Annotated in this window: 13 protein-coding genes; 3 read left to right on the top strand and 10 right to left on the bottom strand. The window is 75.2% G+C overall.

What is annotated here, in order from left to right:
• Positions 1-3: 3 nt before the first annotated feature.
• The 5 genes from CBP52_RS13315 to CBP52_RS13335 form a co-directional block, all read right to left on the bottom strand.
• Positions 4-1,560 (bottom strand): dihydrolipoamide acetyltransferase family protein, encoded by a 1,557-nt coding sequence (locus CBP52_RS13315; RefSeq protein ID WP_094181360.1) that lies wholly within the window; start codon positions 1,558-1,560, stop codon positions 4-6.
• Between the two features lie 17 nt (positions 1,561-1,577).
• Positions 1,578-2,726, bottom strand: coding sequence for an alpha-ketoacid dehydrogenase subunit beta (locus CBP52_RS13320; RefSeq protein WP_232514497.1), 1,149 nt, complete (start codon positions 2,724-2,726; stop codon positions 1,578-1,580).
• The gene (gene pdhA / locus CBP52_RS13325) at positions 2,723-3,958 is read right to left on the bottom strand and encodes a pyruvate dehydrogenase (acetyl-transferring) E1 component subunit alpha (protein ID WP_094182385.1); all 1,236 of its coding nucleotides are present in this window, start codon (positions 3,956-3,958) and stop codon (positions 2,723-2,725) included. Before pdhA ends, CBP52_RS13320 begins: the two co-directional genes overlap by 4 nt.
• 298 nt (positions 3,959-4,256) lie before the next feature.
• Positions 4,257-5,324, bottom strand: a complete 1,068-nt coding sequence (gene hisC / locus CBP52_RS13330) for a histidinol-phosphate transaminase (RefSeq protein WP_094181361.1) — start codon at positions 5,322-5,324, stop codon at positions 4,257-4,259.
• Between the two features lie 67 nt (positions 5,325-5,391).
• The gene (locus CBP52_RS13335) at positions 5,392-6,528 is read right to left on the bottom strand and encodes an endo-1,4-beta-xylanase (RefSeq protein WP_094181362.1); all 1,137 of its coding nucleotides are present in this window, start codon (positions 6,526-6,528) and stop codon (positions 5,392-5,394) included.
• A 112-nt stretch (positions 6,529-6,640) separates the two neighbouring features.
• Here CBP52_RS13335 and CBP52_RS13340 point away from each other — a divergent pair, with 112 nt between their 5' ends.
• The gene (locus CBP52_RS13340; RefSeq protein WP_094181363.1) at positions 6,641-7,024 is read left to right on the top strand and encodes a phage holin family protein; all 384 of its coding nucleotides are present in this window, start codon (positions 6,641-6,643) and stop codon (positions 7,022-7,024) included.
• 35 nt (positions 7,025-7,059) lie between these two features.
• Here the strand turns inward: CBP52_RS13340 and CBP52_RS13345 are convergent, their stop codons facing one another.
• The 5 genes from CBP52_RS13345 to CBP52_RS13365 are packed head-to-tail and all read right to left on the bottom strand — an operon-like array spanning position 7,060 to position 11,360.
• Positions 7,060-7,638, bottom strand: coding sequence for a hypothetical protein (locus CBP52_RS13345; RefSeq protein ID WP_157732629.1), 579 nt, complete (start codon positions 7,636-7,638; stop codon positions 7,060-7,062).
• A complete protein-coding gene (locus tag CBP52_RS13350; protein ID WP_094181365.1) occupies positions 7,635-8,981 on the bottom strand; it encodes a DUF58 domain-containing protein in 1,347 nt (448 codons plus the stop codon). Before CBP52_RS13350 ends, CBP52_RS13345 begins: the two co-directional genes overlap by 4 nt.
• The gene (locus tag CBP52_RS13355; protein ID WP_094181366.1) at positions 8,978-9,964 is read right to left on the bottom strand and encodes a MoxR family ATPase; all 987 of its coding nucleotides are present in this window, start codon (positions 9,962-9,964) and stop codon (positions 8,978-8,980) included. Before CBP52_RS13355 ends, CBP52_RS13350 begins: the two co-directional genes overlap by 4 nt.
• Complete coding sequence (locus CBP52_RS13360) at positions 9,961-10,602, bottom strand: hypothetical protein (protein WP_094181367.1); 642 nt, start codon at positions 10,600-10,602, stop codon at positions 9,961-9,963. Before CBP52_RS13360 ends, CBP52_RS13355 begins: the two co-directional genes overlap by 4 nt.
• Positions 10,599-11,360 carry a DUF4129 domain-containing protein gene (locus CBP52_RS13365; protein ID WP_094181368.1) on the bottom strand — a complete coding sequence of 254 codons (762 nt, stop codon included), beginning with the start codon at positions 11,358-11,360 and terminating at the stop codon, positions 10,599-10,601. The genes CBP52_RS13360 and CBP52_RS13365 overlap by 4 nt, the downstream gene beginning before the upstream one ends.
• Before the next feature lie 216 nt (positions 11,361-11,576).
• Between CBP52_RS13365 and purB the strand changes: the two genes are divergently transcribed.
• A complete protein-coding gene (gene purB, locus CBP52_RS13370) occupies positions 11,577-13,025 on the top strand; it encodes an adenylosuccinate lyase (protein ID WP_094182386.1) in 1,449 nt (482 codons plus the stop codon).
• A 256-nt stretch (positions 13,026-13,281) separates the two neighbouring features.
• The gene (locus tag CBP52_RS13375; protein ID WP_094181369.1) at positions 13,282-14,151 is read left to right on the top strand and encodes a hypothetical protein; all 870 of its coding nucleotides are present in this window, start codon (positions 13,282-13,284) and stop codon (positions 14,149-14,151) included.
• Positions 14,152-14,418 lie beyond the last annotated feature (267 nt).

Consider the following 14,418-nt stretch of genomic DNA (forward strand, 5'->3'; position numbering starts at 1 on the left):
GGCTCAGCCCCAGACGAGGCCCTGCGCCGGGTCGGCGAGCACGGACGCGACGTCCGCGAGCACGCGCGAGCCGAGCTCACCGTCGACGAGGCGGTGGTCGAAGCTCAGCGCGAGCTGCGTCACGGAGCGGACCTTGATCTTGCCCTTGTGCACCCACGGCTGCTCGCGGATCGCGCCGAACGCGAGGATCGCCGCCTCACCCGGGTTGAGGATCGGCGTCCCCGTGTCGATGCCGAACACCCCGACGTTGGTGATGGTGATCGTGCCGTCGGTCATGTCCGCGGGCGACGTGCGGCCGGCGCGGGCGGTGGACGTCAGCTCGCCGAGCGCGGCCGCGAGCTCGTGCAGGCCGAGGCGGTGCGCGTCCTTGACGTTCGGCACGACGAGACCGCGCGGCGTGGCCGCCGCGATGCCGAGGTTCACGTAGTGCTTGTAGACGATCTCGCGCGAGTCCTCGTCCCAGCTCGCGTTGATCTCCGGGTGACGGCGGACCGCGAGCAGCAGCGCCTTCGCGGCGATCAGCAGCGGCGTGACACGCACGTCCGCGAACTCCTTGTCGCCGCGCAGCTTCTCGACGAGCTTCATGGTGCGCGTCACGTCGACCGTGTGGAACACCGTGACGTGCGGCGCCGTGAACGCCGAGGTGACCATGGCCTCCGCGGTGCGCTTGCGGACGGACTTCACCGGGACGCGCGTCTGGCGCCCGTCGGACGACACGGTGCCGGACGCGAGCCACGGCTGGTCGTCGCCCGGGTAGGTCGCGAGCGTGCGGGCCTCGGCCTGTGCGGCGTGCGCGAGCACGTCCTCACGCGTGACGATCCCGCCCGGGCCGGTGGGGGTCAGCGAGTCGAGGTCGACGCCGAGCTCGCGCGCGAGCTTGCGCACGGGGGGCTTGGCGAGCGCGTGCGTGGGGCGTGACGGCGCGGCCACGGGTGTCGCGGCGGGCGCGACGGCCGGTGTCACGGCCGATGCGGCGCCGGCGTCACCCCGCGCGCGGCGCGCCCCGGTGCCCTCGGCGAGCCCGTACCCGACGAGCACCGACTCGCGCGCCTCGGGGGCAGCGGGTCCAGAGGCAGCGGGTCCAGAGGCAGCGGGCTCGGACGCGGCTGCGCGCGCCTCGCGGGCCGCCTCGATCTCGTCCGCACCGCCCGGCTCGACGCCGCTGCGCCGCAGCCCGCCGCCGACGTGCCGGACCGCGCCGGTCGTCGGCGCGGGCTCGTCGGCCCGCGTGGACGCACGCTCGTCGGACGCACGCTCGTCGGACGCGCGCTGGTCGGACGCACCTCCCGGCCGGTCGGCCGGTGCCGTGCCGTCGGGGTCGGTGTCGATCTCGATGATCGGCGTGCCCACGTCCACGGTCGTGCCGGTCTCCACCAGCAGCCGCGTCACCACACCGGCCCACGGGCTCGGCAGGTCCACGAGCGACTTCGCGGTCTCGATCTCGACGATCGTCTGGTTGACCTCGACGGTGTCACCGACGGCGACGAGCCACGTGACGATCTCCGCCTCGGTGAGGCCCTCGCCCGCGTCGGGCAGGGGGAACTGCTGGTACGTCGGCACGTGAGGTCTCCTGGGGGTCAGAACGCGAGCGCGCGGTCCACGGCGTCGAGCACGCGGTCCAGGCCGGGCAGGTAGTCGTGCTCGATCTTCGCGACGGGGTACGGCGTGTGGAACCCGCCGACGCGCAGCACGGGGGCCTCGAGGTGGAAGAAGCAGTCCTCGGTGATGCGGGCCGCGACCTCGGCGCCGCTGCCGTAGGTGACGGGTGCCTCGTGCACGACGACGCAGCGGCCGGTGCGGCGCACCGACTCGGCGACGGTCGCGGTGTCGAGCGGCGACAGCGTGCGCAGGTCGACCACCTCGATGCTGGTCCCCTCGGCGGCGGCGGCCTCGGCGGCCTTGACGGCGGTCGCCACGGTCGGCCCGTACGCGACGAGCGTCAGGTCGGTCCCGGTCCGCACGACGCGCGCGCGGTCCATGCCGGTCGCGGCGGCGCCGTGCGGCGCGGGGGCGGCGGCGTCGAGGTCGACGTCGCCCTTCTCCCAGTAGCGGCCCTTGGGCTCGAAGAACAGCACGGGGTCGGGCGACGCGACGGCCTGCTGGATCAGCGCGTAGGCCTCGGCGGGGCTGGACGGCGTCACCACGCGCAGGCCGGCGGTGTGCGCGAACAGCACCTCGGGCGACTCGCTGTGGTGCTCGACCGCGCCGATCCCGCCGCCGTAGGGCACGCGGATGACGACGGGCAGCTGCAGCGCGCCCTTGGACCGGTAGTGCATCTTGGCGAGCTGCGTCGTGATCTGGTCGTACGCGGGGAAGATGAACCCGTCGAACTGGATCTCGACGACCGGCCGGTAGCCGCGCATGGCGAGCCCGATCGCGGTCCCGACGATGCCCGACTCGGCGAGCGGGGTGTCGACCACGCGGTCCTCGCCGAACTCGGCCTGCAGCCCGTCGGTCACGCGGAAGACGCCGCCGAGCCGCCCGATGTCCTCGCCCATGAGCAGGACCTTCGGGTCGTCGGCGAGCGCGCGCCGCAGGCCGAGCGTGATGGCCTTGGCGAACGTCAGGCGCTGGGTCCCGGTGGGGACGGGTGCGGCCGACGAGGCGGCGCGCGCGGGTGTCGCGGGGGCCGACGAGTCCGCGGGGGCCGCCGGTGCGGACGCCCCGGCCGCCGCGGCGCGGGGCTGCGCGCTGCCGGTCATCGCGTCGAAGATCGTCGTCGTCATCGGTGGCTCCCCTCGCGGGCGTCCAGGAACGAGGACTCGTACGTCTCGAACCACGTGCGGTCGGCCTCGACGCCCGCGTGCGGCGTCGCGTAGACGTGCTCGAACATCGACGCGGACGACGGGTGGCCCATGGCGCGCACCGCGGTGCGCAGGTGCTCGCCGAACGCGTCGGCCTCCGCCTGCAGGCCGTCGACGAACGCGGCCGGCAGTGCGCCGCGCGCCTCGAGGTGCGTGCGCAGGCGGTCGATCGGGTCGCGTCGGCGCCAGTGCTCCTCCTGCTCGGAGCTGCGGTAGCGGGACGGGTCGTCGGACGTGGTGTGCGCGCCCATCCGGTAGGTGAACGCCTCGACGAACGTCGGGCCGTCGCCGCGGCGTGCGCGCTCGAGCGCGGCGGCGGTGACGGCGTAGCTGGCGAGCACGTCGTTCCCGTCGACCCGCACCGCGGGGATCCCGAAGCCGGGGGCGCGGGCCGCGATCGGTGCGGCGGCCTGGCGCGTGGTCGGCTCGGAGATCGCCCACTGGTTGTTCTGGCAGAACAGGACGACGGGCGCCTGGTTGACCGCGGCGAACACGAGCGCCTCGCTCACGTCGCCCTGCGAGGTCGCGCCGTCGCCGAAGTACGCGACGACCGCGGTGTCCCGCTCGTCGTCGCCGGTCCCGACGAGGCCGTCGCGCTGCACGCCCATCGCGTAGCCGGTCGCGTGCAGCGCGTGCGAGCCGATGACCAGCGTGTACAGGTGGAAGCCGTGCGCGACCGGGTCCCAGCCGCCGTGGTCGACGCCGCGGAACAGGCGCAGCACCTGCGTGAGCTCGACGCCCCGCACGTGCGCGACGCCGTGCTCGCGGTAGCTCGGGAAGACGTGGTCCTGCGGCTTGAGCGCGCGGCCGGAGCCGACCTGCGCGGCCTCCTGGCCGAGCGCCTGCGCGAACAGCGCGAGCTCGCCCTGGCGCTGCAGCGCGGTGGCCTCGGTGTCGAAGCGGCGGGTCAGCACCATGTCGCGGTACATCGCGCGCAGGTCGTCGTCGGTGAGGTGCGCGACGTACGCGTCGTACTCGGGGTGGCTGACGCGCTCGCCGGACGGCGTGAGGAGCTGGACGAGCCCCTCGTCCGCGAGCGGTCCGCCCTCGACGGCGGGCAGGACGCCGGGGGCCGACGCCCGTGCGGGCGAGGAAAGGGCCGCGGCCCGGCCGTCCGTGGTGGGGACGGGGGCCGCGGCCGACCCGCCGGGGATGGCGGCGGGGGACGAGGGGGCCGCAGGGGCGGCTGCCGAGGCGTACGGGAGGCCGGACGAGCTCACGCGGTTCTCCTTCGCGTGCGGCGGCGGTCAGCCGCTCCGGGACGTCGTGGGGAGGGGCGGATCGCCCAACCTACGTCACCGTAGCCTACGCATCCGTAGGTTCCAGGCAACCCCTGCGACAACGATCCGTCGCCCGACTTGTCGCGACCCCACAGCGGCCGCCGCACCACCCGGTGCACACCAGGTGCACCGCCCGTCGCACCACCCGTCGCACCACCCGGCGCCAGCCCGCTCAGCGCGCGAGCCACTCCGCGGTCGCCCCGAGCAGCAGGTCCGTGGCCTCGCGCTCACCGACGCTCACGCGCACGCCGTCGCCCGCGAACGGCCGCACGACGACGCCCGCGCGCGAGCACCGCTCCGCGAGCGCGCTCGCCTGGTCCCCGACCGGCAGCCACACGAAGTTCGCCTGCGAGTCCGGCACCGTCCAGCCCTGCGCGCGCAGCCCGTCGAGCATGCGCGCCCGCTCCTTGACGATCGACTCGACGCGCGCCAGCAGCTCGTCGCGCGCCCGCAGCGACGCGAGCGCCGCGAGCTGAGCGACGTGCGAGACGCCGAACGGCGTGGACGCCGCACGGATCCCCGCGGCGTGCCGGGGCCGCGCGACCGCGTACCCCACGCGCAGGCCCGCGAGCCCGTACGCCTTGGAGAACGTGCGCAGCAGCACCACGTTGCGCCGCGCCTCGAACACCGCGAGGCCGTCGGCTGCCTGCGGGTCGCGCACGAACTCGACGTACGCCTCGTCGAGCACGACGAGCACGTGCTCGGGCACCGCGTCCAGGAACGTCTCGAGCTCGTCGGCGCGCACCGCCGGGCCCGTCGGGTTGTTGGGCGTGCACACCAGCACGACGCGCGTGCGGTCCGTGACCGCGGCCGCGAGCGCGGGCAGGTCGAGCCGCCCGTCGTCGGCCACCGGGACCGGGACGGCCACCGCGCCCGCGAGCGTCACCGCGATGGGGTACGCCTCGAAGGAACGCCACGGCAGGACGACCTCGTCGCCCGCCTCGCAGAACGCGGTGAGCACGTGCCCGAGCACCGCGACGGACCCGCAGCCCATGACGACCGACTCCGCCGGGACACCCAGCTGCTGCGCGACGGCCTCGGTGAGCTCGGTCGCGTACATGTCCGGGTAGCGGTTGACGTCGACCGCCGCGTCCGCGATCGCCGCCATGACGGACGGCAGCGGTGGGAACGGATTCTCGTTCGACGAGAGCTTGAACGCCGCGGCACCGACCGGGGACCGCGCCCCGGGGACGTAGGCGGGCAGCTCGGCGAGGGCACGGCGCAGCACGGGGCGACTCACGGCGCCCAGGATGCCACCGACCGGCGCCTCGCCCGTCGGACGTCCGCGGCCGGCCCGAGTCGGCGCGTCAGCCGGTGCGGCCCGGCCGGCCCTTGCCGACCGCCTCGACCAGGGCGTCGAACGCGGGCTTCGGCTCGTAGTCCGCGTCCCACAGCAGCGCGTCGCCGAACCCCTCGAACCACATCGGGATCCACGAGTACCGGTCGGTCACGCCCCACACCGTCAGGCCCAGGCAGCCCTCGACCGCGAGGCACGCGGTCGCCACGCTCGCGTAGTCCTCGGCCTGCTGCGCGAGGGCCTCGTCGCTCGCGGGGGTCTCGACGCGGATGTCGAGCTCGGTGATCCGCACGGTCAGCCCGAGGTCGACGAACCGCTGGATGTTCTCCTGCAGGTCGTCGGGCAGCTTCCCGGCCGTGAGGTGCCCCTGGATGCCGAGGCAGTCGATCGGCACGTCGCGGGCGAGCAGGTCCTCGACGAGCGCGTACACGCCGTCGGACTTCGCGTTGACGCCCTCGATGTCGTAGTCGTTGTAGCAGAGCTGCGCGTCGGGGTCGGCCTCGTGCGCGACCTCGAACGCGTCCGCGATGTAGTCGTCGCCGAGCGTGGCCTGGAACGGCGAGTCGGAGCGGCGCGAGCCGTCCTCGTCGACCGCCTCGTTGACGACGTCCCACGCGAACACCTGCCCGCGGAAGTGCTCGGCCTGGGTGCGGACGTGGTCCTCCATGGCCTCCTGCATGGCGTCCTCGTCGAGCGCCTTGACCCATGCGGGGAGCTGCGAGTGCCACACGAGCGTGTGGCCGTACAGCTTCTTGCCCGTGCTGCGCGCGTACTCGGCGAGGCGGTCCCCCTCGGCGAAGTCCCACTCGTCGTCGGCGGCCTCCGTGGTCTCCCACTTCATGACGTTCTCGGCGACGACGAGCGAGGCGTGCTTGTCGACGATCTCGCGGTACTCGGGCTCGTCGAGCCGCTCGGGCGCGACCGCGAAGCCGATGTCGAGCGCGCTCCCGCCCGCGATCTCCGCGAGCACGGGCTCGAGCGGGGCCGGCGCTGGCGCGGTGGTCGCGTCGGGGCCGGGCTCGCTCGTGCCGCTGCACGCGGCGAGCGGGAGGGCGAGCAGCAGCGGCAGCAGGACGGCGGCGCGGGAGCGGGCGCGACGCACGGTGGCGCGCGAGCGGCCGGGGCGCGCGGGGACGGCAGGCGACATCGACTCTCCGATCGAGCTTTCGGCGTCGTCGCCGAAACTGCGCCGGATGCTAGCGCGCGAACCCGTGCGCCGTCACGGCCCCGACCCGCGACGCACCTGGCACGATCGACCCATGGCCTTCCTGCTGCGCGTCCTCATCAACGGCGTCGCGATCTGGCTCGCGACCGTGATCCTGTCCGGGCTCGAGATCGTCGGCGCGGACTCCACGGGTCAGAAGATCGGCATCATCGCGCTCATCGCGCTCATCTTCGGGGTCGTCAACGCGGTCGTGAAGCCGATCGTGCAGGTGCTGTCGATCCCGCTCTACATCCTCACGCTCGGGCTGTTCACGCTCGTCGTCAACGCGCTCATGCTGCTGCTCACCGAGTGGGTCACCGAGTTCACCGACTGGGGCCTGCGCATCGACGGGTTCTGGTGGGCGGTCGGCGGCGCGCTGGTCGTCTCGGTCGTCTCGTTCGCGCTGTCGCTCGCCATCCCGGAGAGCCGCCGACGCTGACCGTCCGACGCTGACCCGCCGACGCTGACCCGCGGTCAGTCGCGCACGCGCGTGCGCGGCAGGACCACCGCCGCCACCAGCGCGGCCGCGAGCAGCGCGACCAGCCGCCACGCGTCGCTCGTCACGTCCCGGCCGGCGAGGACGAGCGCGACCACCACGAGCACCTGCGCGGGCAGCTGGACCCGCGCGACCCCCGCGAGCCCGTCCAGCACCACGTCGAGCTCGACGCGCATCCGCCACGTCACGCGCGTCGTCGTCGCGCACGCCCACACCGCGAGGTGCACCAGCAGCACGAGCAGCATCGTCTGCACCACCGACGCGGGCGGTCCGACCAGCACGAACGCGCCCGCCGCGAGCACCGCGAGCCCGACCCGCGCGCCGCCCGGCACGGCCGCGACCAGCGCACCGCCCAGCGCGCTCAGCCCCACCGCGAGCAGCGACACCGGCCCGACCACGGACCACGCGACCAGCAGCATCGCCGCGACGACCGCCGCGCACCCGGCCTGCAGCACCGAGCCGGGCACCGGCCGGACGAGCACCGGCTCCGCCTCGGGCGGCTCCTGACCCTGGAAGAACGCCCCGAACGCGCCCGGGCGCCTCGTCGTAGACCTCATCGCGCCCCCGCCCCCGCCCGCCGCTGCGCGCGCCGCGCGAGGCCCGCGAGCGCGACCTGCGGCTCGTCGCGCCACGTCACGATCTCCACGTCCGCGTCCTCGAGCGCCGCGAGCCGGTCCGTGCGCGCGAGCCGCACGAACCGCAGCGCGAGCAGCTCACGGCGGTCCAGCAGGTGCTCGCGCACGGTCGGCAGCACGTCCACCGCCACCACCCGGTGCCCCGCGGCCCGCCACTGCGCGGCCGCGTGGGCCGCCTGGTCGTCGAGGAACGTCGAGAACACCAGCACGAGCGCCCCCGAGGGGAGCTGCGGTGCGCGCGTGCGGCGCACCGGGTCGCCCTCGGGCCGCGTGAGCGCGAGCGCGTTGCGGATCCGGTCCAGCTGACGGCGGCCTCCGCCCGGCGGCAACGGCCGGCGCAGCGCACCCAGGTCGTCGAGGCCCACCCGGTCGCCCTGGTCGAGGTACGCCTGCGCGAGCGAGGAGGCGGCCGTGCGCGCCAGGTCGAGCGACGTCGGGTCGGCGCCGCGCGGGCGCATCCACCCGCCCCACGTGCGCGGGTCGGGGCCGACCTCGTCGCGCGAGTCGACCACGAGCATGACCACGGCCTCCGCGAGCGCGTGCTCGCGCCGCACGTACAGCTCGCGCAGCTGGGGCGAGCGGCGCGCCGTGACCCGCCAGTCGATGCGCCGCAGCCGGTCACCGGGCGTGTAGGGGTGCACGTCGCGCAGCCCACCGCCCTCGCCGGGGCGCCGCGACTCGTGCCCGCCGGACAGGCCGCGCAGGCGCGGCGGCAGGGGCAGCGCCGCGAGCGGACGCACGCCCGGCAGCACGAGCGCCTCGCCCGCCGCCGGGTCCGCCGCCTCCGAGACGCTCGCGGCACCCACGCCGAGCCCCAGCGCGTCGACCTCGGCGACCGTCTGCGGGCCCGTGCGCACGGTGCGCACCACGAACGGCACGTCACGCACGCCGCCGCGCACCGCGACGAGCGCACGCGCGTGCGTGCGGTTCCCGCGCCGCACCCCGAGCGCGACTGCGGCCGTGCCGTCCGGCGCCGCGACCCGCACCGACGTGCTCAGCTCGCCCGGCGTCGTCGTCGCGTCCGTGACCACCTCGACCCGCAGGTCCCCGACCGGCCGCGCCGTCCAGCACCACACCGCCCACACGACGACCGGCGCACCGATCACCGCGAGGTCCGCCCGCCCGGCCCACGCGCCCAGGAGCACGAGCACGAGCCCCACGAGCGCACCCCACGTCACCGCGCGCACCCGCATCCACGCGGGTGCGTCGGGCTGCTCGGCCACGGCGGGCGCGCCGGCCGACGACGAGGGCACCGGACCGGTCATCGCGCGGGGTCCACCCGCCTCGCCGTCGTCGGGCCCGCGACCGCGCGCAGGACCTCCTCGACCACACGCTGCGGCGCGAGGCCCGACGCCCACGCCTGCGGTGTCAGCGACAGCCGGTGCGCGAGCGTCGCGACCGCGACCGCCTTGACGTCCTCCGGCGCCACGAAGTCCCGGCCCGCGAGCACCGCGACCGCCCGCGCGACCAGCACGAGCGCCTGCGACCCGCGCGGCGACGCCCCGACCTCGACCGCCTCGTGCCGGCGCGTGGCCGCGGCGAGGTCCACGCAGTAGCGCAGCACGTCCTCGTCGACCACGACCGCCTCGACGCCGCGCTGCATCGCGCGCAGCGTCGCCGGGTCCACCACCTGGCGCAAGGGCGCGGCCTCCTGCCGCCGCTCGAGCCGCCGCGCGAGCACGTCGACCTCCGCGTCCCGGACCGGGTACCCGACCGCGAGCCGCACCATGAACCGGTCGAGCTGCGCCTCCGGGAGCGGGTACGTGCCCTCGTACTCCACCGGGTTCGACGTCGCGACCACGTGGAACGGGTCCGGCAGCGGCCGCGTCACCCCGTCCACCGTGACCTGGCGCTCCGCCATCGCCTCGAGCAGCGCCGACTGCGTCTTCGGCGCGGTGCGGTTGATCTCGTCCGCCAGCAGCAGACCCGCGAACACCGGACCGGGCCGGAACTCGAACGACGTCGTCGCCGGGTCGAACACCGACGAGCCCGTGATGTCGGAGGGCAGCAGGTCGGGCGTGCACTGCACACGCCGGAAGTCCAGGCCCAGCGCGGTCGCCAGCGAGCGCGCCGCGAGCGTCTTGCCCAGGCCGGGCACGTCCTCGAACAGCACGTGGCCGCTCGCCAGGATGGCCGCGAGCGCCACGGTCAGGGGCTCACGCATCCCGACGACGGCCGTGGCGACCTCGTCGAGCACGGCCCGGCCGCGCTGCGCGACCTCGGGGACGGACAGCTGCGGGTCGGTCATCGGTTCCTCCCGGGATCGGGGTTCTCGTGGGTCTGCGGGGCAGGCCCGGCGGTGGCGTCGGGCTGCTCGGGCAGCAGCAGGCCGGGGGTGCGGGAGTCGGCCGGGCGCGGGCCGAGCGCCTCGAGCGCGGTGAGCGCGTCCTGCAGCTCGCGCACGGTGGGCAGCGGCGACGAGCGGCGGCGCAGCGTCCCGAGCACGCGGTCGCCGAGCAGCGCGCGCAGCGCGGGCGTGTCGTCGGCCGACGTCAGGTCCAGGCCGTGCCGGGCGAGCCGGACCGCGGCCACGTCCCGCAGCCGGCGCATGGCCCGCTCGCCCGCACGCCCGTCGCGGCCCGCCATCGACCACGCGAGGTCCTGCAGGTCACCGCGCGCACCCGCCTGCCGGCGGCGCAGCTCCGTGCCCCACTCCGGCTCGATGCCCACGGACAGCCTGCGGGCGACGACGACGAGCGCCGCGACGCCCACGGCCATGACCACCGACGACCACGTGTCCATCCCCACCGCGTAGGCCACCGCCCCGCCCAGCACCAGGCCGAGCAGCACGCCCCACCAGCGGCGCAGCGCGGCCCGGGCGGTGGCGGGCCGCGGCGCGGCGGTCTCGGGCGGGTCGGCCGGCCCCGGGGTCCGTGCGGTGCTCACGCGCCCGCCTCGCCGCGCGCGCGCTCGTCGTCATCGTGCTCGTCGTCCGCGTGCTCGTCGCGGCGGTGCCCGACGCCCGCCCCGATCGCCTCGAGCGCGCCGCGCGCCCGCGTCACGTCGTCGGGCGTGATCTCGTGCTCCGAGAACCGCGCGGCCAGGTACAGCCCCAGCAGCGCACGGCTCGCGTCCGCGTCCGCCTGCGTCGCGTCGAGCAGCTCGAGCGTGAACTCCGTCGCGGTCTGCGCCGCCTCGCGCACCACGCCCGAGCCCTCGGCGGCGTCCTCGAGCGCGACCCATGCCGCGATCACCGCGTCACCGGGCGGCACGCGCCGGTCCAGCGCGTCACCCGCCGCCTCGACGCCCTCCGCGAGCGCGGGCCGCACCAGGTCCGCGATGTCGCCGAGCAGCACGTCACCCGGGTCGCTGCGGTCGACGTCCGGCGGGCGGTTCGCGTTCATCCATCGACGCGCCGCCCGCGCGAGGTAGGCACCCAGCACCGCGAGCGCGACCAGCAGCAGCACGAAGAACCCGATCTTCAGCCACGTGGCCGTGTCGCCGGCCTGCTGCGCGCCGTCCAGCACCGCGTCGGGCGTCGACTCCGGCTCGGGGGTGCGGGTGGGCAGGTCGAGGCCGAGGTCGAGGCGGTAGTCGGGGCGCGTCGCGGGCCGCCACGGTCCGGCGAGCGCCGCGGCCAGCACCGCCACGGACACGAGGCCGCCGGCGACGACCGCCACCCGCGTCGCGTCCTGACGTGCCACCGGGCTCCGATCGTCGTGCAGGTCTGTCGTCTCGCACACGTGCCGTGCGCCCGCACCACCGTACTGACCGGCCCGCCCGGTGGGGAGGACCGGCCCGCGCGCTGGGCGGTTCACCCCGGTGTGGGTCGCCCGCGTGCCGCAGGCCCGCGACCGGACCTGCGGACCGCACCGCGGACGCGACGACGAGCGTGCGCACCGGCTGGGATGATGGGCGCCATGACCTCCGCCACCCCGGCTCCCGCGCGCGTGAGCCTCGCCGACGTCACCCCCCCGATCGCGCTCGGCCCGCTCGACGGCCGCTACCGTCCCACGGTCGCGCCGCTGGTCGACCACCTGTCGGAGGCCGCGCTCAACCGGGCTCGCGTGCACGTCGAGGTCGAGTGGCTCATCCACCTGACGACGCACCGCGTGGTGCCCGGCGCGCCCGTGCTGAACGACGCGGAGCAGGCGTACCTGCGCGGCGTGGTGACGACGTTCGGGCCCGACGAGGTCGCCGAGCTCGCCGAGATCGAGCGCGTCACGGTGCACGACGTGAAGGCGGTCGAGTACTTCCTCAAGCGGCGGCTCGAGGCCGCGCCCGGCGTGCTCGGCGAGACGGTGCTGCCGACGGTCGGCGAGCTCGTGCACTTCGCGTGCACCAGCGAGGACGTCAACAACCTGTCGTACGCGCTCATGGTGCGCGGTGCGGTGCAGGAGGTCTGGCTCCCGGCCGCGACCGCGCTGGCCGACGAGGTCGCGGAGCTCGCGCGCGAGCACGCGGAGCAGCCCCTGCTGGCCCTCACCCACGGTCAGCCCGCGACGCCCACCACGCTCGGCAAGGAGCTCGCGGTGCTCGCGCACCGCCTGCGCCGCCAGCTGCGCCGCATCGGCGCCGACGAGTTCCTCGGCAAGATCAACGGCGCGACGGGCACGTACGGGGCGCACGTGGTCGCCGTGCCGGGCGCCGACTGGCAGGAGGTCTCGCGCACGTTCGTCGAGCACCTGGGCCTGACGTGGAACCCGCTGACCACGCAGATCGAGTCGCACGACTGGCAGGCCGAGCTGTACGCCGACGTCGCGCGCTTCAACCGCGTGCTGCACAACCTGGCGACCGACGTGTGGACGTACATCTCTCGCGGGGTGTTCATCCAGATCCCCGTGGCGGGTGCGACCGGCTCGTCGACCATGCCGCACAAGGTCAACCCGATCCGGTTCGAGAACGCCGAGGCCAACCTCGAGATCTCGTCGGCCCTGCTCGACACGCTCGCCTCGACCCTGGTCACGTCGCGCCTGCAGCGGGACCTGACGGACTCGACCACGCAGCGCAACATCGGCCCCGCGTTCGGGCACAGCCTGCTGGCGATCGACAACGTCCGACGAGGCCTGCGCGCCTTGTCGGTGGACGCGGCGCTGCTCGAGCGTGAGCTCGACCAGAACTGGGAGGTGCTCGGCGAGCCCGTGCAGTCCGCGATGCGCGCGGCGTCGGTCGCGGGCGTCACCGGCATGGAGAACCCGTACGAGCGGCTCAAGGAGCTCACCCGCGGGCGCCGGCTCACGGCCGACGACATGCGCGAGTTCATCGGCGGACTGGGGCTGCCCGCGGACGTGGCCGAGCGGCTCGCGCGGCTCACGCCGGGCACCTACACGGGGCTCGCCGCGGCGCTCGTCGCGCACCTCGACGACTGACCCCGTCGCCCGGGCGGCACATGCGGCCGCGGCCCGGCGGTCCGATGTGTGGTGGATTGTGGTGATCGTCACACTTTCGGGGAACGAAACGGTTGCGCGCGTGGTCGCGCCGCCACTTCCGGGTGGGACGACCTGGACATGTGATCGGATTCCTTGCAGAATCGGGCCCGATCCGTCCGAATTACCCGTTCTGCGGCCCGGTCCGACCGGGCTCTGACGGGCACCGTCATCCCCCCAGTCGGTAGGCGAGGCCGCCATGACCCTCATGCAGAAGGCGATCACACCCGCGCTCTCTCGGGCTCACCTCGAGGACGGCTACGACCGCATGGCCGGGTACGTCGTGCGTGCCGAGGACGTCGCGTTCGCGACGACGCCCGCGCAGCTCTTCGAGGTCCACGGCCTCGGCTACCCCGGCTCGCCGTTCCGCCCGGACGCGCACTACATCGACCTGCTCCGCTTCGAGTCCGGCCCCCAGCTGCAGTACCGCGACGTCCCCGGGTACATCGTGCCGCTGTGGTGGCTGCGCCACTCGCGCGTCACCCCCGGCGCCGAGCTCGTCCGCGTGTTCGCCGACGGCTCCGCGACGCTGCTCGCCCGCTACGGCGACGTCGGGACCGGCTGGTCCGCCACGCACCTGGGCCACCGGCCCGCGCTCGCGTCGCTGTCCCGCTGCGTCGGCCCCGTCGCCAAGTGGCACAGCGCCTACCTCGAGGCCGACGTGGTCGACGGCGGGCAGACCGTGGTCCTCGCGCTCGCCAACCCGCCGCTCGCCGAGACCGGCTTCCACCAGGCGCCGTCCGGCCGCTGGTTCCGCCGCGTCCCGCGCGAGGACGTCTCCGAGCTGTTCGAGCTCGACCTCACCGCGCGCTGGAACGGGCTCGCCGTGCGCGTCGTCGACCAGTGGCAGGACGCGCAGCGGTACGTCGTCGCGCGCATCTCGCACCTCGGCGACGACCTCGACCACGCCGAGCACCTGCGGCTCGACCGCGTCGAGGCCGGCGTCTACGAGGCCGTGGTCTACGCCGCCGAGCTGACCGACATCCAGACCAACCAGGTCGTGCCCCACACCTGGTCGCCCGGGCCGTCCCGCGCGCTGCGCCGCCCGGTCACCACGCAGTCCTACTGACCCGGCCCGGCACCGAGCAGTTCCAGGAGACCGGTCGAGCCGGAGCGGTCGAGCCAGCCCGGTCCCGCCAGAGCAGTCCCACCGGGCTGACCGGCTCGCGGCACCCTTCCCCGCCCGAGCCACCGCCACAGAACGGCCGTCCCCCGCGGGACGGCCGTTCGCGCGTCTGCTCCTCCCGCTGACACCGCCCTTCCTCCGGCTCTGCTCCACCACACCCAGCGCAACCGCAGGGTCGACGTCCCACCACCCCGCCGAGACCGCGGTTGC

Origin of the sequence: Cellulomonas sp. PSBB021 (assembly GCF_002240455.1) — a bacterium.
Taxonomy (GTDB): Bacteria; Actinomycetota; Actinomycetes; order Actinomycetales; family Cellulomonadaceae; genus Cellulomonas; species Cellulomonas uda.

What these genes read in the sequence shown, in the direction of transcription:
- CBP52_RS13320 (WP_232514497.1), bottom strand. Translation starts at nt 2,726, where the DNA reads ATGACGACGACGATCTTCGACGCGATGACCGGCAGCGCGCAGCCCCGC.
- CBP52_RS13335 (WP_094181362.1), bottom strand. Translation starts at nt 6,528, where the DNA reads ATGTCGCCTGCCGTCCCCGCGCGCCCCGGCCGCTCGCGCGCCACCGTG.
- CBP52_RS13340 (WP_094181363.1), top strand. Translation starts at nt 6,641, where the DNA reads ATGGCCTTCCTGCTGCGCGTCCTCATCAACGGCGTCGCGATCTGGCTC.
- CBP52_RS13345 (WP_157732629.1), bottom strand. Translation starts at nt 7,638, where the DNA reads ATGAGGTCTACGACGAGGCGCCCGGGCGCGTTCGGGGCGTTCTTCCAG.
- CBP52_RS13350 (WP_094181365.1), bottom strand. Translation starts at nt 8,981, where the DNA reads ATGACCGGTCCGGTGCCCTCGTCGTCGGCCGGCGCGCCCGCCGTGGCC.
- CBP52_RS13355 (WP_094181366.1), bottom strand. Translation starts at nt 9,964, where the DNA reads ATGACCGACCCGCAGCTGTCCGTCCCCGAGGTCGCGCAGCGCGGCCGG.
- purB (WP_094182386.1), top strand. Translation starts at nt 11,577, where the DNA reads ATGACCTCCGCCACCCCGGCTCCCGCGCGCGTGAGCCTCGCCGACGTC.
- CBP52_RS13375 (WP_094181369.1), top strand. Translation starts at nt 13,282, where the DNA reads ATGACCCTCATGCAGAAGGCGATCACACCCGCGCTCTCTCGGGCTCAC.